The 25,905-nt window shown below is 46.9% G+C and carries 17 protein-coding genes; 2 read left to right on the forward strand and 15 right to left on the reverse strand.

The genetic code is table 11. The annotated features are described in order from the left end of the window. Positions 1-124: 124 nt before the first annotated feature. Positions 125-3,883, reverse strand: coding sequence for a helicase-exonuclease AddAB subunit AddA (gene addA, locus BVI01S_RS18980; RefSeq protein ID WP_061811225.1), 3,759 nt, complete (start codon positions 3,881-3,883; stop codon positions 125-127). Then, positions 3,876-7,358 (reverse strand): helicase-exonuclease AddAB subunit AddB, encoded by a 3,483-nt coding sequence (gene addB, locus BVI01S_RS18985; RefSeq protein WP_061811226.1) that lies wholly within the window; start codon positions 7,356-7,358, stop codon positions 3,876-3,878. The genes addA and addB overlap by 8 nt, the downstream gene beginning before the upstream one ends. 163 nt (positions 7,359-7,521) lie before the next feature. On the opposite strand from addB, the gene BVI01S_RS18990 reads away from it, so the two are divergent. After that, positions 7,522-8,679, forward strand: a complete 1,158-nt coding sequence (locus tag BVI01S_RS18990; protein ID WP_061811227.1) for an MFS transporter — start codon at positions 7,522-7,524, stop codon at positions 8,677-8,679. A 38-nt stretch (positions 8,680-8,717) separates the two neighbouring features. On the opposite strand, the gene BVI01S_RS18995 is transcribed toward BVI01S_RS18990, so the two are convergent. From BVI01S_RS18995 to BVI01S_RS19050, 12 genes are all read right to left on the reverse strand, one after another. Beyond that, positions 8,718-9,257, reverse strand: coding sequence for a GNAT family N-acetyltransferase (locus BVI01S_RS18995; RefSeq protein WP_369690896.1), 540 nt, complete (start codon positions 9,255-9,257; stop codon positions 8,718-8,720). Positions 9,258-9,302: 45 nt separating this feature from the next. Continuing rightward, positions 9,303-10,790, reverse strand: a complete 1,488-nt coding sequence (locus BVI01S_RS19000) for an AMP-binding protein (RefSeq protein WP_061811228.1) — start codon at positions 10,788-10,790, stop codon at positions 9,303-9,305. Positions 10,791-10,908: 118 nt separating this feature from the next. Beyond that, the gene (locus BVI01S_RS19005) at positions 10,909-12,003 is read right to left on the reverse strand and encodes an endonuclease (RefSeq protein WP_082804783.1); all 1,095 of its coding nucleotides are present in this window, start codon (positions 12,001-12,003) and stop codon (positions 10,909-10,911) included. Between the two features lie 267 nt (positions 12,004-12,270). Continuing rightward, positions 12,271-13,449 carry a thiolase family protein gene (locus BVI01S_RS19010; protein ID WP_061811229.1) on the reverse strand — a complete coding sequence of 393 codons (1,179 nt, stop codon included), beginning with the start codon at positions 13,447-13,449 and terminating at the stop codon, positions 12,271-12,273. A 25-nt stretch (positions 13,450-13,474) separates the two neighbouring features. Then, positions 13,475-14,218: a 3-oxoacyl-ACP reductase FabG gene (gene fabG, locus BVI01S_RS19015; protein ID WP_061811230.1), complete on the reverse strand. Its 744-nt coding sequence runs from the start codon at positions 14,216-14,218 to the stop codon at positions 13,475-13,477. Beyond that, the gene (gene phaZ, locus BVI01S_RS19020) at positions 14,215-15,126 is read right to left on the reverse strand and encodes an intracellular short-chain-length polyhydroxyalkanoate depolymerase (RefSeq protein WP_061811231.1); all 912 of its coding nucleotides are present in this window, start codon (positions 15,124-15,126) and stop codon (positions 14,215-14,217) included. Before phaZ ends, fabG begins: the two co-directional genes overlap by 4 nt. Positions 15,127-15,142: 16 nt before the next feature. Further along, positions 15,143-16,147 carry a 3-oxoacyl-ACP synthase gene (locus tag BVI01S_RS19025; protein WP_061811232.1) on the reverse strand — a complete coding sequence of 335 codons (1,005 nt, stop codon included), beginning with the start codon at positions 16,145-16,147 and terminating at the stop codon, positions 15,143-15,145. 14 nt (positions 16,148-16,161) lie between these two features. Beyond that, positions 16,162-17,118: a branched-chain amino acid ABC transporter permease gene (locus BVI01S_RS19030; protein WP_061811240.1), complete on the reverse strand. Its 957-nt coding sequence runs from the start codon at positions 17,116-17,118 to the stop codon at positions 16,162-16,164. 43 nt (positions 17,119-17,161) lie between these two features. Then, the gene (locus BVI01S_RS19035) at positions 17,162-18,022 is read right to left on the reverse strand and encodes a branched-chain amino acid ABC transporter permease (RefSeq protein ID WP_061811233.1); all 861 of its coding nucleotides are present in this window, start codon (positions 18,020-18,022) and stop codon (positions 17,162-17,164) included. A gap of 12 nt (positions 18,023-18,034) precedes the next feature. Beyond that, complete coding sequence (locus BVI01S_RS19040) at positions 18,035-18,742, reverse strand: ABC transporter ATP-binding protein (RefSeq protein ID WP_061811234.1); 708 nt, start codon at positions 18,740-18,742, stop codon at positions 18,035-18,037. Beyond that, positions 18,726-19,538, reverse strand: coding sequence for an ABC transporter ATP-binding protein (locus BVI01S_RS19045; protein WP_244886958.1), 813 nt, complete (start codon positions 19,536-19,538; stop codon positions 18,726-18,728). Before BVI01S_RS19045 ends, BVI01S_RS19040 begins: the two co-directional genes overlap by 17 nt. A gap of 51 nt (positions 19,539-19,589) precedes the next feature. Continuing rightward, positions 19,590-20,810, reverse strand: a complete 1,221-nt coding sequence (locus BVI01S_RS19050) for a substrate-binding domain-containing protein (RefSeq protein WP_061811235.1) — start codon at positions 20,808-20,810, stop codon at positions 19,590-19,592. A 213-nt stretch (positions 20,811-21,023) separates the two neighbouring features. Between BVI01S_RS19050 and BVI01S_RS19055 the strand changes: the two genes are divergently transcribed. Then, positions 21,024-22,538, forward strand: a complete 1,515-nt coding sequence (locus BVI01S_RS19055) for an HD-GYP domain-containing protein (protein ID WP_156477360.1) — start codon at positions 21,024-21,026, stop codon at positions 22,536-22,538. A 60-nt stretch (positions 22,539-22,598) separates the two neighbouring features. On the opposite strand, the gene BVI01S_RS19060 is transcribed toward BVI01S_RS19055, so the two are convergent. Continuing rightward, a complete protein-coding gene (locus BVI01S_RS19060; protein WP_061811237.1) occupies positions 22,599-25,820 on the reverse strand; it encodes an AfsR/SARP family transcriptional regulator in 3,222 nt (1,073 codons plus the stop codon). Positions 25,821-25,905: the final 85 nt, after the last annotated feature.

Below are 25,905 nucleotides of genomic sequence, written 5' to 3' on the forward strand. Positions count from 1 at the left end.
GCTACATCTAAAAGTGAAAGTATTAATGTAAACAGCTAAATGATTAATCCGAACGATTTCGAGTGATCGTTCAGATATTCTTTTAACAAAACACTTCGAAGCTAATGCTCCGAAGTGTTTCCTTTTATAACTCCAACACATGTCCTCCATCGAAGAAATACAGATACTTTTCTGCTACCGGTTCCTTCCATATGGATTCCAGTGCCCGGGTGTATAATTCGATTTGTACTTTATACCTTTCTTCAAGGACTGGCCTCGCTTCAGTGAACCCGCCCTGATAGCGGTCATGGATACCGTCTGTCTTGTAATCCAACAGGACGATCCCCGACTCATCCCTGAATACACAGTCGATGACCCCTTGAACAAGTATGGTTTCTTCAGGTGCTTCTTCACCCGTTTCCGATATTTCACTAAGGGGGACGCTCATACTGAATGGGATTTCCCGCTCTATATCCCGGGCGTTTGCCATCCTCTGACCAAGTCCACTCTTGAAGAAGCCTGCGATGTGTTCGACTGACACCGCCAGTTTCTGTTCTTCCGTCAGGATTTCTTTCTGGACAAGCCTTGATAAAAGATCTTCAACCTTTTCCTCTGTCGGCACCCCATCGTCAAAAGAAATATGCTGCATGACTGTGTGCATGGCTGTTCCCTTTTCCGCAGGGGACAGTTCCTTCGATTGCATGAACTGAGGTCGATTATACACAGGCTTATGGTGCTGCCTCAGGATATCAATACTTGAGGCTTCATCCCGTACTTCAACCATCCGTTTCAGCTCTGAAACCGACTGTTTTGAACGTAGGTTTGTAGCACGTATATGAGGGTATTCCCACGACAGACGCTCTAATACCTCTTCTTGATGGGAAGACACAATATCCACCACTTCACCATTCTTTACTTTCTCCTGCCATGTTTTTTCTTCATTCATTTCCTCATCCTCGTCCGCGATCAACTCGGATTGATGAATTTTCGAGATCTGAAAGCAGGAAGGGTGATTGAGAATCTCTTCATTCATCAAGCCGATTCCTGAGGCGCTAAGCTCCCCACACTGTGGATGACGCATGAGGGACGGACCTATCCAATCAAGATAAGAACTCGCCCCGGCCCGGTCATAATCAGATAATAACCAATCTGTCTGGCTTAAAGCCCCCCGCCATTTCTTCAGCGATTTCTCCAGGCTTTTCACGGTGCCGACCAGATATAACTTCTCCTTGGCCCGGGTCAAGGCCACATACAGCACCCGCATTTCCTCCGAGATCGCCTCCATCCGCTTCTTCCGCTTGAACGCCAATTGGGGAAGGGACGGGTAGCTGATCCGTTTGGCCGGATCGGTATATTTCACAGCCAATCCAAGGTCTTTATCCAATAAGTATGCTGCATTCAGATCCATCAGGTTGAATTGTTTAGAGGTCCCGGCTACAAATACGACGGGGAACTCAAGGCCTTTACTGGAGTGGATCGTCATTAACCGTACCACATCTTCCTGTTCACTCAGGGCTCTCGCCACTCCGAGGTCATCTCCCCTTTCCCTCATCCTGTCAATGAATCGCAGGAACCGGAATAATCCCCTGAAGGAAGTTTCTTCGTATTGCCGGGCACGGTCATAAAGAGCCCTGAGATTAGCCTGACGCTGCTTCCCACCGGCCATCCCTCCTACATAGTCATAGAATCGGGTATCCCGGTACAATTGCCAGATCAATTCTGTCACAGATCCCTGCCTTGCCTTCGTCCGCCAGTTCCCAAGATGATAAAGGAACACTTTGACCTTTTCAAATGTTTCTTCTTCACGGGGATTGCCCGGCTTTTCACTGGCAAATATCTTCAACGCTTCGTAATACGTCCCTGCCCTGGAATGGATCCGGATACTGGCAAGACCCTGCTCATCGAGTCCGACAATCGGAGATCTTAGAACGGAAGCAAGGGGGATATCCTGGTATGGATTATCGATCACTTTCAGCAGGGAAAGCATAATGGCAATCTCGGTTGCCTCGAAATATCCTGTAGATAAATTTGCATAAATCGGTATTCCCTGGCGCTTGAATTCTTCCATGATTTCTGCCGCCCAAGGCATGGAGCGAAGCAGGATGACGACGTCACGGTACTGTATCGGACGCTCGGTATTCGTTTTGGCATCATAGACCGGTGTCCGCTCTTCGATCATCCTTTTCACTTTGTTAGCCATATAACGGGCTTCAAGGACCGATTTCTCGATATCCCCTTCATCAAAGATGGACAACCCCTCTTCATCTCCACCACCTGACGGTTCCTCCGTTTCCTGATCGATGATGGCCACTTCAATCGGATATTCCGTTTCTTCCGGATACGGAGCACCCTTTACAAGTTCGGCTTCCTTGTTGTATTCCATTTCACCGACCGATGGACCCATGATCTGTTTAAATAAGAAGTTCGTCCCTTCTAGCACTTCTTTACGGCTTCGGAAGTTTTGGGAAAGGTCGATCTTTAATCCGGCTTCCCCTCTTTCCGGCAGGAAACGGGTATACTTTCCTAAAAATAGATTCGGTTCCGCTAATCTGAAACGGTAGATGGATTGCTTTACATCCCCCACCATGAACCGGTTTCCAACTTCTTCACGTTCCTCGGTAATGAGAAGGAGAATGGATTCCTGAACCATATTCGTATCCTGGTATTCATCCACCAGTACTTCTTTGAACTTATTCTTGTAAAGATTCGCTGCTTCTGATGGGACCAACACATCAGATGCAGGGTCCCTTAAAATGTCGAGACAAAAATGTTCCAAATCGGCAAAATCGACGAGTCCCTTTTCTTCTTTCACTGCCCTGAAACGGTTACCGAATTCGATCACCACTTCCGCCAGGGTATGGATCACGTCCTTCATTTTCCGCATATCTTCAAGGAATGAACCGGGTCTTCTTGAAAAGAAATCCTCCTGAAGCTTTTCCAGAGTTTTCTTTCCTTGATCCCGGAGTTTCTTCGCTTCATCCACTATTTCTTTATCATAATCGTCCCCCCTGCATGCTTTCAGCTTCGTAAAGGGCAGGGTTTGTATCGTTTCAAATAAAGTGTTCCAGGAAGTTGCGAGACTTTCCTCCAGGCTCTCGACGATCTCGATATCGCTTAAGAAATTCTCAGCTCTCGGACCAGGCCCCCCCGGCACACGGGTGAGTTCCAGAGCACGCTGAAATAAGCCTTTTGCACCATGAAGCTGTAATCGGATATCTGTCAGAAGAGGCTCAATAAAGGAGAGTTGATCGATTTCCTTCCCTTCCTCCACCTCATACAGATCTTTGAGACTTCTCAACCACTCATCGGGGTTCGGATGGGAGCGGGAGAAATCATACAGCTTCCTGATCATATCCTGCAGGGCCCCGTCACTCCGGTCGTTCGTAAATGTATCGACGAGCCTAAAGAAGTCCTGATTATCTTCTTTGCCGTATTCCTCTTCAAAAAGTTCGTCAAGGACCTCATCCCGAAGCAGGTCGCCTTCTGTCTCATCTGCGATCCTGAATCCAGGATCGATATCAATGAGATAATAGTATTTTCTTATCACTTCTAGGCAAAAGGAGTGCAGGGTCGAAATCGAGGCCCGGTTCAGTAAACTGAGCTGCTTCCTTAAATGACGGGAATGGGGATCCTCATCGATTGCCTTCTCCAGCGCCACGCCGATCCTATGTCTCATTTCAGCCGCTGAAGCATTGGTAAAGGTAACAACCAATAATTCATCCACGTCCATCCTGTCTTCTTCTGAGAGAATCTTCTGAATGATCCTCTCTACCAGGACAGCCGTCTTACCCGACCCTGCCGCTGCAGCGACCAGGATATCCTGGCCTTTTGCCCAGATGGCCTTCCACTGATCATCCGTCCATGTAACATGATCCGGTTTGACTGGAATACTGTCTTTATTCATTGGATTCTGCCTCCTCTCTCACTTTCCGTAATAAATCTTCCGGTTTCGCTGTCGGCAGCACCCTGTACTCGTTTTCCTCCAACGACTGATCAAATTGACAGACAGAACGGAACGAACAAAATTGACACGGAGTCCTGTCTTTCAGCTTATATGGAGCTATATCCGTCTCTCCTGAGATGATCCGGTTCCCGGAGGCTTCATAAAGCTTTCTGACATGTTGACGCATATAATGGAAGTCTTCACCTGAAGCCGCCTTCGAACGGGAAGATAACGTACCATCCTTCTTAATCCCTGCTGAAATGATATCGGAATTCCCCGTATCGAGCGTCTGGTCCATTAATCTGACAACGTCGGAATCTCCAAGGACGAGTCCCTTCATCTTAAAGCTCTTAAAAATCTCGTTCTCGATTTGATCCATCGTCAGGATCTTCTTGCTGTTGATCATCGGGTTGTGAACATGGAAATAAAGTACACCGGCAGGCTTCGCTTCCTTTCCGACGAACTGTTTTGAGTTGGTTAACACAATGTCCAAATACGTCAGCATTTGCAGGGCCAAACCGTAATAAACTTCCGTCATATCCAAATCCCTTGCGCTCGATTTGTAATCGACGATTCTGAGATACACCCCGTTTGCATCCTCCGCTTTATCCACCCGGTCAATCCTTCCCTGCAGCTCCATCTTCGTCCCATTTCTCAATTGGAACTGGAACGGCGGCAGAGTCGCCTGTGGACCGAATCCAAGTTCCACCCCGACAGGCACAAACCCGCTGGCCTTTGCATGTTCACTTAAGATGAGGCTCGCCCTGCCTATGATTTGCTCAAGCTTCTGAGCGATATAATAATGCCGGTTCGAGCTTAATAAGATCTGATGCTGCAGCTTCGGTGCGAGCATCAGGACCGCTTCTTTCGCCAACTGCAAACACTGGGATTTCGAGAGTGATGCCCAAGTGAGTCCATGACGTTCGACTTCTTCTGAGATCCACTTTAAAGCCGAGTGGAACATCTCACCGATATCCGGTGCCTCTAATTTGAAGAAATCCCGTTCCCTGAGCTTCAATCCGTGACTGGCAAAATGTGAAAATGGGCAGCTGTGAAAGAGCTCCATCCGGGAAACACTGGCAAGGATGTGGTCTCCGTACAAATCTTTGCTCGTATCCTCTGACAGTTGCTTTCCGCGATTTTCATAAAAAAGGCTCGACAGGATATGCCCGGCATGCCATTTCCATTCATTGGACTCAGTATAAAAATTGTACACATCCCACCAGAAGTCATGGATCGGATACTCCCTCTTCTTTAACTGAAGCTGCGACGTCAAATGGGAAATCGTCACATTCGGATGACAGACGTAATGAAGCTGATCTTCTTCGGTTAGTTCTGACGGTTCATTGATGAGAAGCTTTGTATGTGCATCCGGGAACATTTCATTCAATCTCTTAATGAACGAAGAAGGCAAGAGTGCCTTTCCTTCTTCATTGGCGATGGGATAGCTGATGAAAAGGCGTTCGGCCGGAGTCGTGAACGCTTTATACGCCACAAACTCTTCATCCAACAGCTTCGTCCTGTTACTCGGTGCGATCTTGAATCCCCTTGTGATCAATGACTCACGATCTTCATCGGACAGGACTCCGTCTTCATTCATTTTCGCAGGGAGGACCCCGTCATTCACTCCAATGATGAACGCGGCTCTGATATCCCCAAGCCTGGATTTCTCGAGATCTGCAATAATGACCTGATCAATGGCAGGGGGGACTAAGGAGAATTCCATCGTTTCAATCCCTGCATCAAGGATGGATGAGAATTTCTTCATGGTCGTGTCTTCATCACCAAGCATCTCTACATATTGATCAAGCAAATCCATCACTGCCGACCACGCCTGGTCATGTTCCCTTGCTGCGATCAAATTCCCTTTTTCCTCTGCTTCCATGCGCATCCGTTCAAGCTTTGCCGGAATATCCAGCTCTTCCAGATAAAGATAAAGGGCCTCACAGTATTCCCGTCCCGTAGCGCGTTTCTTTAATCGTTTCCCCAGTCGGATGATCGGTGCCGAGATAAATAACCGTAATTCATTGATCTCGTGCTCAAGCTCCCTCTCCCGGTCGGTCTGCGGGGCGTCCACATGTTCAAGGCCCCTGAAGCGACGATATTTCCAGCGGTCTTTCTTCGTCCACCGGTCTCCCTTTATTCCATAAGCGAGCACATAATTCTCCAGCCGGTCCATTTTTTCACGCAAATCAGTGGGATTTTTCTGATATGGAAATAAAAGGTCTGTTTTCACTGCCCGAAAAACCGGCTCATACCTCCAGTTCGTGTTCATGATCTCAAGTGTGGAGCGAATGAGCTCGATGAGAGGATGGTTCAGCATCGTCCGCTTCTGATCAAGGAAAAAGGGAATCGCATAATCTTGAAAAATCGTTTCGACCTTATCACGATAATCCTGACTGTTCCGAACCAATACGGCGATATCCTTGTAACGGTACCCTTCTTCCCGGGCAAGCTTTCTGATCTCCCTTGCGATTCCTTCAACCTCAGCACGACGGTTGGACGCTTCGAGGAATTCAATGGCACTCTTTCCTCCCTCATAGGGAATCGTTGGCCGATCTTCAAAATGACGCTCTAAATGAAGCATCGTTTCACTTCTGTAGCGGATCGGTTTATGGAGCACCTCTTCATTTACCGATACCCCTGCGACCCTGCATATATCCTGAAGGGTATGATAGGTTTCGTTTGTCATCCGATACAGGCTTAGCTCGTTCATGGCATCAATTGGCTGCCCGGGATCCGTTGTAAGGGCAACCGTCACTTTTTTTGTATATTGTATGAGCTGATCGATTATGAGGTATTCCTGTGGAGTGAAACTATGAAAGCCGTCTATGTAGATCTCTGCCTCTTTCAGAAGGTCGGAGTTTTTCACATGATCAGCCAGCAGTTGAAAATAATCTTCCGAATCAATGTACTTTCCGAAAAGCTTTTCCTCAAATTTCTCATAAATCAGTTCAAGGTCATGAAGCTTATCCTTCAGTACCTTGGAGCGATCATTGTCTCCCTCGAATCCCTGGAGGTCCGCGGGCGTTATGCAATAGCGTTTGAACTCCTTGACAATCGTTTCAACATGATGAATGAATCCCGGCTTGTCCGATGCCTTGGTGAAAATATGGAGATTCTCCTTGTTTTCGTCTATGATCTTCCGGATCATCATATTCAAACCGACATCAGATAGGTGATAACGGCTCATTCCACCGGTTTCCTGGAGGATCTTCCACGCAAGGCGGGTGAAGCTGAACACCTGTCCGCGGATCATACCATTCAATCCCGGCGTGTTTACGAGCTCGTATTCAGATATAAAGGACATTTGATCCGGTACGATATAGATGATTGGATCTCCATTCGGGGCTTCCAACAAACTCTTCTTCATCTCATCCAATATGTGATGGGTTTTTCCCGTACCGGAGCGTCCGAGAATAAAACGTACAGACATCCTCTCACTCCTTTTCTTATATTCTCTCTATTCTACCCAAGAGGGTTTATGAATTTTTGTATAGGTTCATTATAGTACACAACCACGAATCTTTCCCGTCTCAATTTTGATTGAAAATATTTGAAACATCCGCATACAGTAAAGATAGGTAGGTGATATCATCATGAATCCACATTTCAACAGAATTGCTGCTGTCCTGGTTGTGATGGCCGTGATGGTGGCTTGTAATATTTACACCTTCATCCCCATTTATGGAAGCATCTCTGCCACTCTTTCCATTCCGCAAAGTGAAGTCGTCATGGCCGGAACTTCATTTATCTTTCTCTACGCATGCGGATTATTAACCTTTGCCAATGCCGCAGACCACTTCGGCAAAAAAAAGATCCTCGTCTGGGGGATGCTTGCATCTGCCGTTTCTTCAGGACTCGTTGGGCTATCTGCAGACTTTTGGAGTTTATTTATCACGAGGGGATTGCAGGGATTTTGTCTGGGGAGCTTTGCACCTGTCGCGTTTGCCTATACGTATGATTTGTTTTCAGGAAAACATCGGACCCTGCTTCTGGCCTTCATCAATTCAGGATTTCTCTTTGCCGGCATCCTCGGTCAGTTGCTCAGCGAAGGAATCACACACTTCTCCGGCTGGGCTGCAGTGTTCTTCTTTTTCGCGGTGGTGTACGCTTCCCTTTTTCTAATCGGAAACGAGGCGCTTCCACCAACAAACACTTTATCGGTTTCACCCTCACAACAACTCGCCACCATCGTGAAGCTGCTTAAGAGAAAAGAACTCCTTTACTGTTACGGAATCGTCTTCACCCTTCTCGCTACATTCATCGCCTATTATGACAGCTTGACCCGCTACATGTCAGATGAGCCTGGCCTGCTTTTCCTCACCAGGGCAGTAGGTCTGATCGGAGCCGGTTTATCCCTTTTCACCGGCCGTCTTATGGAGGCACTCGGAATCTACAAAACTCTGTTTATCGGAGTCGCTCTATCGCTGATAAGTGTGGCGGCTGCTTTCATGTTTGCATATGATCACGAACCCATCATCATCATTTTTTCCTCCATTCTTTTTGTCTCGGCCATCTCCTTATTGATCCCCACCGTCATCACCCTGATCGGAAATATGAGCGGAAAGGGACGAAGCCAGGCACTCAGCCTCTACTCCTTCCTATTATTAGGAGGGACCAGCGTGGCACCGTTGGTCATTATGCATCTGACTTATGTACAATCGCTGTTTCTGTTAGTGGGATGCTTTTTATTTCATGCATGGATGGGGGTCTTGTTATATGAGGGGCGGAAGAGGTGGGGGACGGGTGATTAGCGCCACTCCTCACCCCATAAAAAAAAAGAAGGACACCCTCATCCTTCTTTCCATTCATCCACCAATAACCCGTACAGGATCATGTCATAACGTTTCCCGTCTCTCTGCAGGAACTGACGGAAGCTTCCTTCTTTCACGAATCCCATTGATTCATATAAACGGATCGCTCTCTCATTATACGAAAATACCGTTAACTGAAGACGGTGTAAATTCAACTCATGGAAGGCGTATGCCAGGAGGCACTGCATGGCTTCCCTGCCGTATCCATTTCCCCATGACTGCTCGTCACCGATGGAAATCGAGACCCATCCCACTCGATGTGACCACAGAATTCCGTCCAACTCAACAAATCCGATGATCCTGCCGGCATCCTTCAGACGGACGGCAAAACGATAGGCTTTGTCACCGGATTCACCCATCCATTTCTTGATTTCCTCTTCTGATTTCGGTTTATGGGGGAGGGCATCCAATAGTCTTTGCACTTCTTCATTTGCATTCCATTCCCTTATAGCCGAAACGTCTTCTTCCTGAAATCCTGATAGATATATTCTTGTACCGGATAATAACCGTTTCATCATTTTCACCTCGTCATATGTCATTCGAGATGTGCCGTCATTTTTCCTTTATTGCCCCTGTAAAAGCTTTGTCAACGCCTGTTTATTGACTTTGCCCACATCGGTTTTCGGTAATTCTTTCACAAAGTGATAGTCCTTGGGGATCTTATACTTGCCGAACTTCTGCAAGCAAAATGACTTCACATCCTCCGTTGTTATACCAGCACCTCTTTGTAACGAAATAAAGGCCGTGACGACTTCTCCCCATTTTTCATGCGGCAAACCGATCACCGCACACTCGGAAACGTCAGGATGTTCGCTTATCCAGTGTTCGAGCTCCTGAGGGTAAATATTCTCACCGCCTGAAATGATCATGTCTTTTTTCCGGCCGACAATGTAGTAATCTTCATCCTCATCAAATTTCGCCAGGTCCCCGGTATGAAGCCATCCGTCTTGTATCACTTTTTGTGTTTGTTCAGGGTTCTTCCAATATTCTTTGAATAAATGATCGCCTCCTAATAAAAGCTCCCCGACTTCCCCCTGGCCGACAGGATTCCCCTCGTCATCGATGACCTTCACCCGGTTCAACATCATCGCTTTCCCCACCGAACCCTTTTTCATACGGGAAGGGTCAATGTAGAAATTATTCGGCCCAGCTTCTGTCAAACCATACCCTTCCTTAAAGGGAATCCCTTTTTCTTTAAAAAATTCATATACTTTCCCTGGACAAGGGGCTCCCCCGGATAAAAACACCTTCATCTTCGGGAAAAGGGTAGACTTGAATTCGTCCTTTTCCATCAGCAGATGATACATGGTCGGTACAAGGAGAACAATGCTGCATCCATATTCATTTATAGCAAGAATGACCTGTTCCGGATCGAACCTCTCAGCGACCACGACCCTTCCCCCTATCATTAAAAGGGGAATCGATAAAGCATTTAATCCACCCGTATGAAAAGTAGGCAAATACGTCACGGTGCAATCTTCTTCGATTAAATTCCAGCTCACCACTGTATTCAGGGCATTTGACGTCACTGATTTGTGTGAAAGGACGACCCCCTTTGGACTCCCGGTCGTGCCTCCTGTATAAATCATCAGCCAGGGATCAGAGAGTGAGAGAATAGGAGAGTATGACATACCTTTGTCCACTGAGTAAACTTCCCCTGCAACATCATCTATACAGAGTTGCGGGCAACATTTAGAAATTGAAGAAACGAGGAGTTGAAGTTCTTTTTTATAAAATAGGAGACTCGGGGTACAATTCTTTGTAATCGATTCAATCTCAGCTGGCGCTAACCTCCAATTGAGTGGAACAAACACAGCCCCAATCTTTCCACAAGCAAACAAAATCTCAAAGCAGATCGTATGATTCGTGGATATGAAAACTACACGGTCCCCTTTCACAATCCCGTGATCACACATATATCTAGCCCACTTAGACGCCCTGTCATCTAAAGTACGGTAATCAATCCTATCGTCCGTGGCAGCATTCAGTAACGCAATCCGATCAGGAGAGATCATTGATCGCTTATGCAACCAATCTGTGACTCCTTCCATACTCATCTCCTCCTTTTGGTAGTTGTATCCATCATAAGGATCAGAGGTTACAAATGAGTTACAGGCCGTGCCTCCTTCAACGAAAAAAAAGACCCGGAAGACTCCGGGCCCAAACGCTTTACCAGATCATTTCTGCCCACTCGGGGTGATCGATGAATGGATTTCGATTTCCTTGATACTGTTCATAGATAATGTTATTCCTGCGGATTTCCCTTTCATCAACGGGATCTTCTTCGTTCCATTCAAGAAGTACAGACATTTTGCCCATATAAGGGGCACTTCCGTTGTTGACATTATTGTTCATTTCCAAATCCACTTCACCACTGTCCCCTTCATAGCGGACATCCATGTAGAAAATCATCCGTGCCACGTCGCCTTTCACTTCATCACGAGGCTCCCATGAATCGCTATCATAATAGTTTCCAGGAGCTTCACTCTGCTCGTTTCCACCATTATCGAAGTCAAGGTTTCCTCTTGTAGAGTTGACCGTCACATCCGTGGGTCTTAAATGATGAAGGTCCGTCCCCGGCCCCTGAGCCGTTCCGAAATCACCATGGGATTTAGCCCACACGTGTTCACGGTTCCAATCGTTCACTCCGCCGCCGTTTGTTGTTTTCGATTGTGATCGTCCCGAGTAAAGGAGAATGACATTATTGGGATTGTTGGGGTCTTCATCCGTATTCCGCAACGCCCCCCACACAGCATCGTATGAAAGGGTTTGATGGTCATCGATGATGTTATGTAGTGCGGTTTTCAGTGCTTCACCCGTTTTCCCTTCAGCTGTGTTGTAATATTCTTCATAAGCCGGTGGGTCGGTTGGTTCCGTTGGAGGATCGGTTGGATCGGCTTCCCCGCCTTCCATCGATTCAAACGCCGATGTCGACTTCACTCCCGGGTGGGAAAAATAGGCCGTCAAGCTGCCCGTCACCTTGATTTTTTCACCCATGAGTCCCGGGTTGCTCTGAAGACCAAAGCTTGAACGGTAAGAAGATGGAATTTGGACATACACCATTTGATTTGTATCGGCTTCTGACGGGGAATCCGCTAATGCCAATGCATAATCGTTCGGAAATTGATTTGTGACAACCGATGATTCAGATGTCGGCTGCCCGACCACATACCCTTCTACGGACTGTGTGGATCCATTTTGATTTGAAATGGCCTGGTCCACCGTATAAGGGGAATTCCACGTCCCATTTCCTGCAGCACTCATTTGACTCGGGGATACCTGACTGCACGCAATCGTAAAAATAAATACAATGGCAAAAATACCGATGACTTTGTTGTGTATAGATTTCAAATTGCTTCGCCTCCTTTGAATGCATTACACATTTAGCGTACAATATCGATTGTCATTATAGGGTAAATTTTATGTAAATAAGGGAAAATGAGTCAAATTTCACAAGGTGCAGCTGGTGATTTTGGTACATTTCAGCAACGCAAAAAGTGCCGGCCCACTCATGGACCGGCACTTTCCCTGCTACATTCCTTCCACGAAAACCGAAGCACCCATGCCTCCGCCCACGCAAAGTGACGCAATTCCTTTTTTCAATTCACGGCGCTTCATTTCATGGAGCAATGATACGACTAGTCGGGCGCCTGTGCAACCGACGGGATGACCGATGCTGATCCCGCTTCCATTCACATTCACCTTTTCCCGGTCCAGTCCAAGTTCCTTCTCCACGGCTAAATACTGGGCAGCAAACGCCTCGTTGATTTCGAATAGATCGACTTCATTCATGGACCAGTTTTTCGTAGTATGTAATCCTTTTTGAATGGCAGGTACCGGACCGATTCCCATCACTTTGGGATCGACGCCTGCCACTGAATAACCGACGATTCTTCCGAGTGGCTGTAATCCTCTCCTGTCGGCTTCTTCTTCACTCATTAAGATTAAAGCCGCTCCACCGTCATTCAGGCTGGACGAGTTCCCTGCTGTAACAGATCCCCCTTCTCGGAACGCCGGTTTCAATTTCTCCAGTTTACCGAAATCCAGTCCTGCACGGGGACTTTCATCTTTCTCAATGATTTTATCCCCTCTTCGCTCCTTCACCGTAATCGGTACGATCTGCGTATCGAAGTACCCCTTTTCCATTGCGTTCACTGCCCGCTCATGACTCAGCACCGCATATCGATCCTGCTCTTCGCGGGAAATGGAATGGATCTCCGCAAGGTTTTCAGCGGTTTCCCCCATCATGATGCCATGAATGGGATCTTCAAGCACCTCCCAAACCGAATCGCGGATTTCTCCGTGTTGCAGTCTTTGTCCGAATCGGTGCTGCTTTAATATATAGGGGCTCGAGCTCATCGCCTCCACTCCGCCAGCCAGGACGATATCGGATAAGCCCGTTTGGATTTGCATGGCTGCCGATATGATAGCCTGCATGCCGCTTGCGCACTGACGTTGGATTGTAAAGCCCGTCGTTGAGTCATCAAAACCGGCAAGCAGGGAAGCCGTTCTGGCCGTATTAGGCTGATCGGTCCTTTGGATGCAATGCCCAAGGATCACTTCATCAATGTCACTTGCCGATAACCCGCTTTCCTTTGCGGCTTCTTTCATTACGGGTACGATCAAGTCTGTCGGTAGCAGGTCCTTGAACGCTCCCCCAAATGCGCCAACCGGCGTACGAAGAGCCGATGTGATTACTACGTTTCTCATATTGTCACTTCCCTTTCGTGTCTGATTACATCATGATTCCGCCATCAACATGGAGGACGGTGCCATTCACATAGTCACTATCGTCCGATGCAAGGTACAAATAGGCCTTTGCGATATCTTCCGGCTTCCCTAATCTGCCGAGTGGAATCATCGCTTTCATTTGATCGATGACCTTTTCCGGTACGGCAGCCACCATGTTCGTCTCGGTAAAGCCCGGTGCGACGGCATTGACGTTGATCCCTTTGCGACCTAACTCCTTTGCCCATGTTTTCGTCATCCCAACGACCGCGGCCTTCGTTGCAGCATAGTTGGTCTGACCGACGTTTCCGTAAACCCCGCTGACAGAAGACGTATTGATGATTTTCCCTTTGCCATTTTCGATCAGATGCGGCAGGACTGCCTGAGTGCAGTTGAATACACCTGTTAAATTGACATCCAGGACCTTCTGGAAATCTTCTGATGAAAGCTTATGAACCATAGCGTCCCTCGTGATTCCCGCGTTATTGATTAAAATATCGATCTTTCCGAATTGCTCTTTTACCCCTTGCACGAATGAATCCACCGAAGAGCGGTCGGCCACATCCCCTTGGAAGAAGACGGCTTTTCCCTTCCCCAATTCGTTCAGCTGGCGAGCTTTTTCTTCCCCGCTTTCCTGATTGAAGTCCACCAGGGCCACATGACATCCTTCGTTTACAAATGTTTCAGCTGCAGCAAATCCGATCCCGTTGGCTGCACCAGTGATGATTGCGACTTTCCCGAGAAGCCTCATGCCATTTCCTCCTTCGTATGCAAAAACGAATGGATCGTGTCGAGCAATTGATCCAAATCGTCTATGAGCGGTGAATGCCCACTATTCTTTAATTCGACAAATATAGCGTTTTCTCCTATATCCTCGATGATTTCCTCTGTCATTTCCTTCGTGATGACATAATCCCGCTCTCCCCTGATGACAAGGACGGGTATGGAAATCGCGCTTGCCTTACCTGTTCCTTCCACCAGACCATTGTATACACCACTTATATTGAACGTATTAAGCGCTTGATAAATATGAGCGAGATTCCGTTGGGTTCTCATGTCATCGATATATTCTTCATAGCGTCTTGCCTCAGGCTGGTTATGGGAATAGATCAGGGCATTCCAAAGACCACGGAGGAAATCCCTGTCATTTCCGTCATATGCGGCTTGAACGGGAATCGTCTTTCCTTTGTCCGATTTCACTTCTTCCATCGTACGAAGGCGTTTTCCCAAATCAGGTGTGCCATCTTCTTTCGTCCCCATAAATGGATAACCTCTGGTAGATGCAGACGCGAGTAAGATTAGATTCTTGCAATCATCGGGATGATCAATGACATATTGCATCGCGACCACCCCTCCTGTGGACCATCCCATCATTGAAAATCCGTTGAGACCAAGCACGTCCACCCAATCCTTCAGATCATCAGACAAATCTTTGATACTTGCAATCTCCCAATGATAGCTGGATTCTCCAAATCCTCTCATATCAACCGCATAAATCTTATAACGCCCATCCATATTTTCCAGGACGATATCCCAGTGTTTGGATGACGTCATATTCCCATGCACTAGAACGAGGGGAATATGTCCCCCGCTTCGCTCCCGATAAGCGAGAGTTTCTCCATTTCCAAGCAATACTTTCTTTAATAGAACGATTGTCATAACGTAGATCCCCCTTTTAAGAATTCCCCCAGACCATGGTGGTCGCTCCCCATGCGTATCCAATACCGGCACTGACGAGGACGACCACATCGCCATCCTTCAGCTTGCCTCTTTCTTCTGCCAATCGTAGTGATAGAATTTGATCGAATTGCCCGATATGGCCGTATTCCTCCAGATAGATGGATTGCTCTTCCGTGAGCCCCAATTCCTTTAATACATAGAGGTGGGCGGACCTCTTCATGTGCAGCATGGCGACATAAGAGATATCTTTTTCTTCGTAGCCACTCTTATATACCGATTCACGTATGACCTTCAGGAAGTGATCCATGGACTTCTGTTCCAATCTTCTTTTCATTCCATCAGGATCGGTCACATCGAGCTTATAACGGTGGAGGGACTCCCCTGTCAGAGGCTCCTTCGTTCCTCCAACGGGAACAATGACGTCTTCTGAAAACGAGCCGTCGGTGATGATGGATGTTTCCAATACCCTGTTTTTCTTCAGGTTATGTTGTAGAATCATTGCCCCGCCTCCTGCTGACAGGTTGAACATAAAGCGTGTCCTGCTATTTTCATAGTCAATGAAATCGCTGTTGCGATAGCCTCCTGCCATAAGAATTGTTCTAATGGCGGGGTCGGTTTCCAGTAGGCTTTTTGCCAGTTTCATGGCCATGATGGTGGTTCCGCATCTCAGTGCAACATCGAATGCCCAGGCATGGTACGCTCCGATTTCTTCCTGAAGCTTGATACCAGCGGTCCAGAGTGGATATTCTTTATGCTCTTCACCAATGTAGATGACTACATCGATATCCTTGGGATCGATGGCGGCCTTTGAAATGGCTTCTCTTGCCGCCAGAATGCCCATGGCACATGTATGGTCTTCAGGATGTGGAACCGTTTTCCTTTTAATCCCCATTTTGCTTTCTACAACCTCAATCGGAAGTCCTGCTTTTTCTGCGATTTCTTTACTTGTCATAGTGGATGAGGGTAAATACATCCCTGTACTGAGCATACCGACTGTCATGAAGATCCTCCCTTTTAGCTTGCGATGTTTTTCTCTTCTCTGTTTTCTTCTTTTGCCCGTCTTCTCCTACTGATTTTCCTGAATGAGCCGACGATCCCGGCCGGGAAGAACATCACGGCCAGGATATAAAGAATACCGAAAAAAATGATCCATCGTTCAAAGATCGGATACGTTTTCGCGAGCTCAGTCAGATAGTGATGGGCAAATTCAATCAACCCTGCACCGACGATCGGTCCGATCAGGGTCCCCACCCCGCCGATAATGGTCATCAATAATGCATCCAGGGTCACATCCATGGTGAATACACTGGTATTCACGAAGCGTAAGGACAAGCCGTACAAAGAACCTGCAAATCCTGCTATCACTCCGGCTATCACACTGGCTAAAATCTTGTAATGAAGGACCTGGAAGCCGATCGATTCCGCTCTCTGCTCATTTTCACGGATCGCCTGGAGAACGGATCCCGCCGGAGAGTGGGTGAACCTTTTTAATAACAGAAAAATGAGGACCATGACACCGAGACAAACGAAGTAAAAGACAAGACGATCCTTCAATACATCCGGTGTCCGGAACGTAAATCCATCATTCCCGAAGGTCAGGCTTCTCCACTTTTCCGCACCGACAAGGAACAAACCTGCGAAGGCCAGGGTCAGCATGGCATAGAAATGACTCTTAAGGCGTAACGTCAAGAGTCCAACGACATAGCTGACGATTCCCGCTATGAAGGATGCCGCAAGGATTGAGATCACGAGCCAAAACATGGTCGGCTCCATCCGGTCGAGAAAGATCCCTGTGGAATACGCACCGATCCCGAAGAACATGGCGTGCCCAAAGGAGACGATTCCTGTATAGCCAAGCAGGAGATCGTAACTCATGGCGAAAATGCCGAATATGAATACCTGCGTCAGAAGAATCATCATACTTCTTGAATCGTTGAAAAATGGGTAAACGATCAAGATGATCAATGCCATCCCTAAAAATACGTTCGATCTGTCTTTGAGAATCTTCACTTCCTCACCCCTTTACTGTAAATAACCCTTGTGGACGGAATATGAGTACGAGAGCCATTAAGATCATATTGACGGCGAGGGACAGTTCCGGGACATAATAGGTCATGAACGAGCCTGACAATCCAACTAAGATGGCTGCGAACAATGAACCTGGAAAGCTCCCCATCCCTCCAATCACCACGACGATGAAGGCGAGGATCGCGAATTCCATGCCCATTTCGGCATAAATGACACCCGAATAGGGCGCAAGGAGAATCCCGCCGAGGGCAGCAAGCGCAGACCCGACCAAGAATACATACATAAACACTCTCTTGATATTGATCCCGAACGCTTCAACCATTTCTTTATTCATGACCCCTGCCCGGACGATCAAACCGATTCTTGTTTTATTCAAAACCAACTGCACAATCGTGAAAATGAAGAGGCCGATTAGGATAATGAAGACACGGTATTTAATGACAATAATATCCCCGATCGAAAAGCTTCCCGCTAAATAGTCAGGCGCAGTGGCCGATAGCTGATTCGGTCCCCATACCACTTTCAATAATTCTGACAGGACGAGCATGAAGCCCAGAGTAATGAGGATTTGCTGCACATGGTTTCCATACACAGGCTGTATAATGAATTTCTCCGTCACAAAACCTAATACCAATCCCGTTGCAACCGCTCCGATGATGCCGATCACAAAGCTTCCTGTCACGGTGTAGATCCATACTCCGCTATAAGCGCCCCATGCGAACAAACCGCCGTGGGCAAAATTCAATACATCCATCAACCCGAATATGAGTGTCAAGCCTGCTGCAAGCAAAAAGATCAGCATCCCTGTCGCCAACCCATTCAGTGCCAGGGTAATGATGAGGTCCATCCTATTCACTCCTCACGCGATTCCTAAGTATTTCCGTTTCATTTCTTCATCTTTCACCAATGACTTCATCTGCCCATGATGGACAGTGGTTCCATCGTCGATAATATAGAAACGGTCCCCAATCCCGCTCGCCATCAAAAAATTCTGTTCTACAAGGAGGATCGTCGTTCTTTCCTTCATTTCTTCAATGGAACGCATGACTTTCTCTACGACGATCGGAGCGAGCCCCTTACTCGGTTCATCAATTAAAATGAGGTCATTATTATTTAGGTACGCCCTTGCGATGGAAAGCATCTGCTTCTGACCGCCGCTTAAATTCCCTCCGGCTTTCTTCCAGAATGTCTTTAAATCCGGAAACAGATCAATGATCCAATTCATGCGATCCTCCGTCTCCTGGTCCTGGACCTTCATCGCCACCTTCATATTTTCTTCCACTGTCAGGTCCCCGAATATCCCTTGATCCTCAGGTACATAACCGATGCCTCTACCCGCCACTTTAAAGGTTGGGAGCCCCTGGATTTCTTCTCCTTTATAGATGATTTTTCCCTGTGACGGTGGTGTAAGCCCCATGATGCTCCTGAGACTGGTCGTCTTCCCCGCACCGTTTCGTCCAAGAAGCACCGTTACTTCACCCTGCTTCACTTCAAAAGACACTCCCTGGAGGATATGGTACTGCCCGATATACGTTTCAATATGATCTACTTTAAGCAGTGTGCTCATCATATAAGCCCCCTAAATAGGCTGATTGCACCTGCTCATTTTTCATGATTTCCTTCGGATGATCATCAGCAAGCAATCTCCCATTGAATAACACCATGATGCTGTCTGATAAATCCATGATCATATCCATTTTGTGCTCGATGAGGACAATCGTTTTTGTTCCCTGGGATTTGATGGCACGAATCACTTCCAGAATCTGTGGTACCTCCTCCAGTGACATCCCTGCCGTCGGTTCATCCAATAGTAAGATTTCCGTATCCAGTGCAAGGAGCATGGCAATTTCAAGTTTCCTTTTTTCCCCATGAGCAAGATTTACGGCAAGGGAGTCGGCTTTATTTGAAAGCATGACGAGTTTCAGTAATTCATGGGATTCGCTCATCACGTCGCTGAATGAGGCTATATTTCTGTGCATCACATACCGGATTCCTTGTTTGGACTGTACGGCCAATCTCACATTCTCCAGCACCGTTAAGTTTGGAAACACATTCGTCATTTGAAAGGAACGGCCGATGCCGAGACGGGCACGTTTTGTCGGGGACAGCCTGGTGATTTTCTGCCCTTTCAGATACACATCACCACTCGACGGCTTTAATTGTCCGCTTAATAGATTGAAAAGTGTCGTTTTACCGGCACCATTCGGCCCTATGATGGATTTGAATTCCTTTTCCGGTACAGAAAATGTCACATTGTCCACGGCTGTATGGCCCCCGAATGTGATACTTAAGTTCTTGGTTTCTAAAATACTCAACTCTTTCACCCCGCTTGGATTTTCATGAAAGGGGCTGACTGTAAACAAAGTGCCATAACACCATGTCAGTCACCCCCCATTCATTCGTTTACGTTCAATTTAGTTTCGGATTGGCGGTGCTGTTTCTTCAGGTGAAAGTTCCCTGATCAATACCGGTACAGGATATGGAACTCCTTCCTTCTTTTCAAGCTTAATGGCGTACAGTGTTTGAAGTGCCTGATGATCTTCTTCACGGAACGTCATCGTCCCTTTCGGCGTCTCAAAGCTCATGCCTTCCATCGTGTCGATAAGTGTATCGGCATCCAGATCCCCTTCCGTTTTCTTGATTGCCTCGACAATGGAAATTGCCGAGCTCATCCCTCCAGGAGTGAAGAGATCCGGTACTTCATCATATTTCTTCTGATGCTCTTCCACCAGCCAGTCATTGATCTCATTGTCAGGCAGTTCATGGTAATAAACACTGAAGCCTTCCATCCCGACAAGGGGTTCCATAGCGGAAAGGGCGGCAATATCAGGTGCTCCCGTTGATATTTTGATCCCTTTTTCCTGAAGCTTCATATCCGCTATCTGATTCCATGGAGAATTGGCTCCCGCCCAGATGACAAAAAGATAATCCGGTTTACTATCGATGACCTTCTGGATGTTGGAGGTGAAATCCGTCGCTGCCGGGTCGGCATATTCTTCCAGGACGATGTCCGCTCCGAGTTTTTCGGCTGCTTCCTTAAAGGCGGCCACCCCGTCGCGTCCAAAAGAGTAATCCGGTGCCAGAGTGGCAATCTTCACCCCATCCTTCGCGATCGCCGCAGCACCTGCAACGGCATCTTGTGAAGAGTTACGTGCGGTCCGGAAGATATATGGATTAAACTCCGATCCTGTGATGCTGTCCGCAACGGCAGGTTCGACAATCATGATTTTTTCATATTCCTCTGCAAGAGGGAGCACGGCCAGGGTGTCACCTGAGCTTGAAGATCCCACCAGGAAATCGACTTCATCCTCTTCTAATAGTTTCGTTGCTTTCTGAACCGCTACCTCCGGCTTTGTTTCTGTATCTTCATATACTACTTCTATCTTCTTTCCTGCCACCTCCATCTTTCCATCCGTCGCATACTCAAGACCCAATTCAAATCCCTGCTTCGTCTGCTTACCGTATGACTCCAGCGCCCCTGTCAGGGAGGCAAGCACCCCGATTTTCACCGTCTCCTGTTCCTTCCCATCCCCGTCCCCTGATCCACTGCTGCTTTCCGAACTGCAGGCACTTGCCGTTACCAACAGGCAGGACAACATCAGGATGAAAGCCGTCCATCTAAATGATCGTTTCATTCTTTTTCCCCCTTAAGATTGAACTAAAGCGATAATAGCTTTGATTTCATCTTAGTGGAGGGGAGTTACAAATGAGTTACAGGGCGGGTAGGCTGTCTAGTAGTGCGTGATGGTGATGGTTGTTTATGTTGGGATGATAAAAACCATGTTCCCCCCTCCCTTTTTCCTATATAATGAATCTACTAAATGTTAGTGAAATTGGAGGATTCATCCTTGGAGATATTTCAGCGATTTCAGCGTACCATCATCAAAAATTATCTTTTAGGCAGTTTCATAGCCGTGTTCGGTGTCGGCTCTGTGTTCATTTTTCAAACCCTTTCTCTTAAGGAGGATGAGTTCCTTGCAATGGGCAGCATCATCTTCCTTTCGGTTGTCACGATGTTCGGATTTGAATTTCTCGTCTACAGGAAGCATATTCGTCCAATGAAAGACGTTTATATCGGGAAAGACCATTCCATCGATTTGGAATTCCTCGTTACCGCTTATAAACAAGCAGAAAGATTTCCGCTATTAACCGTAAAACGGATCTTGTTGCCACACTTCCTGGGGCTTTCAGTGCCGTCGACTTTGCTGACAGTCGTGTTCATCCATGAAGGCACTCTTTCCATTCCGTACTCGTATATCCTTTACGCATGGTGTGGGGCTTTTCTAGTGGCGATCCTTCATGCGCTGATCGAATTTTTCTTAACATTCAAAGCTTGTCACCATCTGCAAGTAGATCTGATCCGGAAGGCGAGGGTACGGTATGGAGTGGATCCTTCCAATGAGTCCACTTTATTTATCAGTTTAAAACAAAAGATCCTGGCCGCATCGCTATTCCTTGCCCTGTTCCCGATCCTGCTGTTTTCACTCGCGTCACAGATCCGCTTATCCATCGCGGACTCTGCTCTTTTAGTGGACTACTGGAAATGGGCTGGCATCCTTGTCCTCATCATTACGGTTCTTGCCTTCTACGGGGCGATCCTTATTTTTAAAAATATTGAAGGACCTGTAATGGAATTGGTCAACCGTTTTGAAAAGGTGGAACAAGGGCATGTTGCACCCTCTCTCAATACGTATACGGACGAGTTCTCTCACCTCTTTTCGGGATTTAACCATATGGTGGAAGCCATCAATCTCCGGGATCAGAAGAACCAGCAGCTTCTCGACCAATTTTTCGCAGTGGTGGCAGGCACATTGGATGCACGAGATCCTTATACCGCAGGTCATAGTAAACGTGTGGCGGAATATTCCGTTCTGATTGCCAGACAGTGTAAATGGTCCCTGGAGGAAATCGATTTACTCAATAAGTCGGCACTGCTTCATGACATCGGAAAGATCGGGGTCAGGGATGACGTGCTTTTAAAAGAAGGTCGATTGACCGATGAAGAATTTGATCAGATCAAACGTCACCCTGCAATCGGTGAAGAAATCGTCAAAGGGGTCCAGTTGACGGAAGAACTCCAGCCCATCTTACCCGGGATTAAGCATCACCACGAGAGGATCGATGGCTTCGGTTATCCGGACCGGTTAAAAGGCGACGAAATACCCGTATTCGGACGATTGATCGCTGTCGCCGATGCCTTTGACGCCATGACGTCTGATCGCCCTTACCGTAAAGGGATGCCTTATGAGAAGGCATTTTCCATCTTGAAAGAAGGAAGGGGGACACAGTGGGACAAGGAATTTGTGGATGCTTTCCTGAAGAGGATGGAATTTGATGCCGGGAATAAAAGGCAGACAGGGTGATACATGCCTCTCCACGCAAAAAAAGGATCCAATCGCAAACCGACCGGATCCTTTTCCTTTCTAAAGTGCTTTTCCGCCACTCTCTATTCCCATCACCATTTCATACATTTGAATGGTCGCCGTCATCGGTTCTACACCAAGTTCAGACTGAAGGAGGGATTTGCACCGCCTGAACCATTTAACGGCCTGTGGACGGTTATTTTTTTGATAATAGCCGTACATAAGGATTCTGTAAGCTTCCTCCCAGAGGGGATCATGGTCGATGATGGTGAAGCAGTAATCGAGAGCTTCGTCTACCTTTTCCTCTCTGACAGCAAGCTGTGCCCGTTTTTCCAATCCCCTCAAGTACAGCAGCTGCAATCTTTCCCTTTCCTTTCCGGTCCACCACATGCCTTTTCGGTCGGGCAGGAACTCACCTTTATAGTAGTGAAAGCCCCTTTCAAGATATTGTATGGACTTTTCCACATCATTCTCCTTTAACCCTTCCATGATCCAATCCGTAAATTGTTCGGCATCGTATTCGATATTTGCTGATGAATTCAATCCGTAGCCTTCCTGGTGCCTCCCGATAAAGAAAGCTTTTCCCCTTGCTTGCCGGTTCGGCTCCAATACATTGTTCAAGGCATTGAGTGCCACTTTGAAGTCACGGTCGGAACCACTCCCTTCCGGCCACAGCTCTTCGATGATTTCTTCCTTCCTCTTTAATTGCTTTCCATGGATGAGCAGATATTGAAATAATTCCTTTGCCTTCTCCCTTTGCCACTGCTTCTCAATGACCCTTTGATCCCCTAACTGGATTTCAAATCGGCCAAGGGTTTGAACCTTTATGGAATAACCCGGGTGAGAGGGGATCGAATCATACCCCAACCTTGTTAGCAGTTGATGACAATACGGAGCATGGATTCCTTCCTGATAAGCTTTCACGATTAACGGAACCAGGCTTTGCAGGTCTTTTGGCCCGAATGTCGTCGGCTTAAAAAAGATAAATTCATATTCCCCTGTCTGTACTTCATTCAAACAGGAGATCATGCTCTCCAAGAACAAGGCAGTATCATCGGTTTTATAAGCGACTGCGCTTTTCCACAGCTTTGTCATCGTTTTGCCGTATCGGTCACCGCAGGAATCAAATTGCCTCTCCGCCCGGTCAAAGCATGTTCTTGCCTCTCCCCATTCTTCACGGTAGAAATTCGTCATTCCCATACTGAGCAGGATAAGGGAATAGAGCCACATGTCCTCTACCTTTTCCGTTTCATGCAACGCTTCTTCGGCCAGTTCCTTCGCCCTTTGAAACTCACCCATCCGGGCATAAAGAATGCTCAATCCCATATACGGTTCTGCTTTTCCCCTGGAGACATTGATTTGACTCATTAATTCTAGCGAGGTTTCATAACAGTTTTTTGCCAGGGATGTATCATAGTCGCTGATCAGCTGGACCGCATGTCCCATCCTGATCCACCCGCAGGCTTCCACAAATGGAGATTTCCCTTTTATCCCCTGACTGATTCCATGCTGTGCCAATGATTTGGCTTCATTCCCGTTCCCCATGAACGATTGAATGAGAGAGAGTAGCAATTCTTTCTCACGGTGTGATTGAGGAAGCTGATTTTCCCCTTCTTTGTATAGCAGGACCTGCTTGGCTTCTTGAAGCTTGCCTGTCCTGAGCAGCATCCTTGCTTCGAGGTTGCCTTCTTCTTTCATGAATCCGTTCCTTTTTCCTTTGTCATACCAAAGTTTTGCCTGTATCGCCTTTCCTGAGTTTACAAGGTTCTCGGCTGTTAACACGTACAGGTGATTCTTTTCTTCCACATATTCTTGCTCCCCGGCTTCAAGGCATTTAATGGCCTTAAGTAAAAACCGCTGCGCTTTTCCCGGCTGAATCGTATCTAAATAAATCCGTCCAATTCCTTCATATGCTTTACTCAACATAATCGGGTCATTTTCTGTCAGCTGCACTCCCCTCGTATAGGCTTTTTCTGCTTTTTCATAAAATGAGCGATAGCGAAAAAATTCTCCTTGATAAAACCACAGGGAATGATGGTGATCCTTTACATGATCAGGTATCCCTTTTAAATAATCCCCCAATGTCTCGAGCTGCCCGCCCTTCATCATCCCTTCAGCTTCTTTGACGAGGATCGTGGACACTGCCTCGATATTCCCCATTTTCAAATAATGGAAGATGGCTTTCTCCCAATTCCCGTTCCCTTCGAAGAATCGGGCGCACTTCAAATGAAGTTCCTGATAGAGCCTTGGGCTTTCTTCTTTCAATCTTCGTTCTAAAAATGTTTGGAACAAGGCATGCAGACGAAAATGATGAGAGCCTTTCATTTCCTGTAGGAGAGCATTCTTTTCGGATAGCTGCTTCAGCATCTGTTCGGATCCCGGCAGTTCAAAGATCACTTCGCACGTACTTCCGTTGATTTCATCAAGGATCGAAATCTGCTTAAGGAACTGTTGCACGATGGGTGTTTGTTTGGAGAGCACTTCCTGGGCCAGGTAATGAAAGAGTTCTTCCAGGGAGGAATGCTGCTTTTCCACCGTAAGGATATCCGGATTTTCCTTAAGCTGCGAGTGGATCATACTGACTGCGATGACCCAGCCTTCGGTCAAATCATAAATGGCATCGAGCTGGGATACAGGGATGATGGTTTCATGAAACCCCGTTAAAAGCAACTCCACCTCTTCTTTCTTGAGGCACAAATCACTTTCTGATATCTCCATCAGTTGACCGGATATCTTAAGCTGTATAAATGAGGACCAGGCAGGTTTGGTGCGTGTAGAAAGAAAGAAATGAATATTACCGGGTAAATGTTCGATGACTTTCTCCATCCATTGATTGATGAGAAAGGAATGATCCACAAGATGATAGTCATCTACAATGATGGTGAAGGAGTGGGGGATTTTCATACATTCATTAATAAACAGGGCACTTAACCGGTGGATATCATCTTCCTTCATATATTGTCCCATAGACCGGAGCATCTCTCTTAGTTCTTCTCCAAAATGTGGCATCTGCTTTTGGATTCCATAGACGATATTGGTGACAAAAGGGATCAGACCATCATCGGTCTGAGTGATGGAGTACCAGCAATATTCTGGTTGTACATCCTGTAAAAATTGGCTGATGGCCGTACTTTTCCCATAGCCTGCTCCCGAATGGACGATCACTAATTTGTAATCTGTAACCGTTCTCATCTTTTTCATTAAGCTTGGACGCCTAATGTAGGAATCCTTTACAACAGGCGGCACAAATTTGGTTTCAATGATTGGAATTTCCGCTGTCACATAACCACCCTCAAAACGAACGAATTTTCTTACTATTCTACCATATTTATATTGGTCAAAGGTGGATAACTAGTACTTAATCGGC

The sequence above is a fragment of the Rossellomorea vietnamensis NBRC 101237 genome (genome assembly GCF_001591825.1).
Lineage (GTDB): Bacteria > Bacillota > Bacilli > Bacillales > Bacillaceae_B > Rossellomorea > Rossellomorea vietnamensis.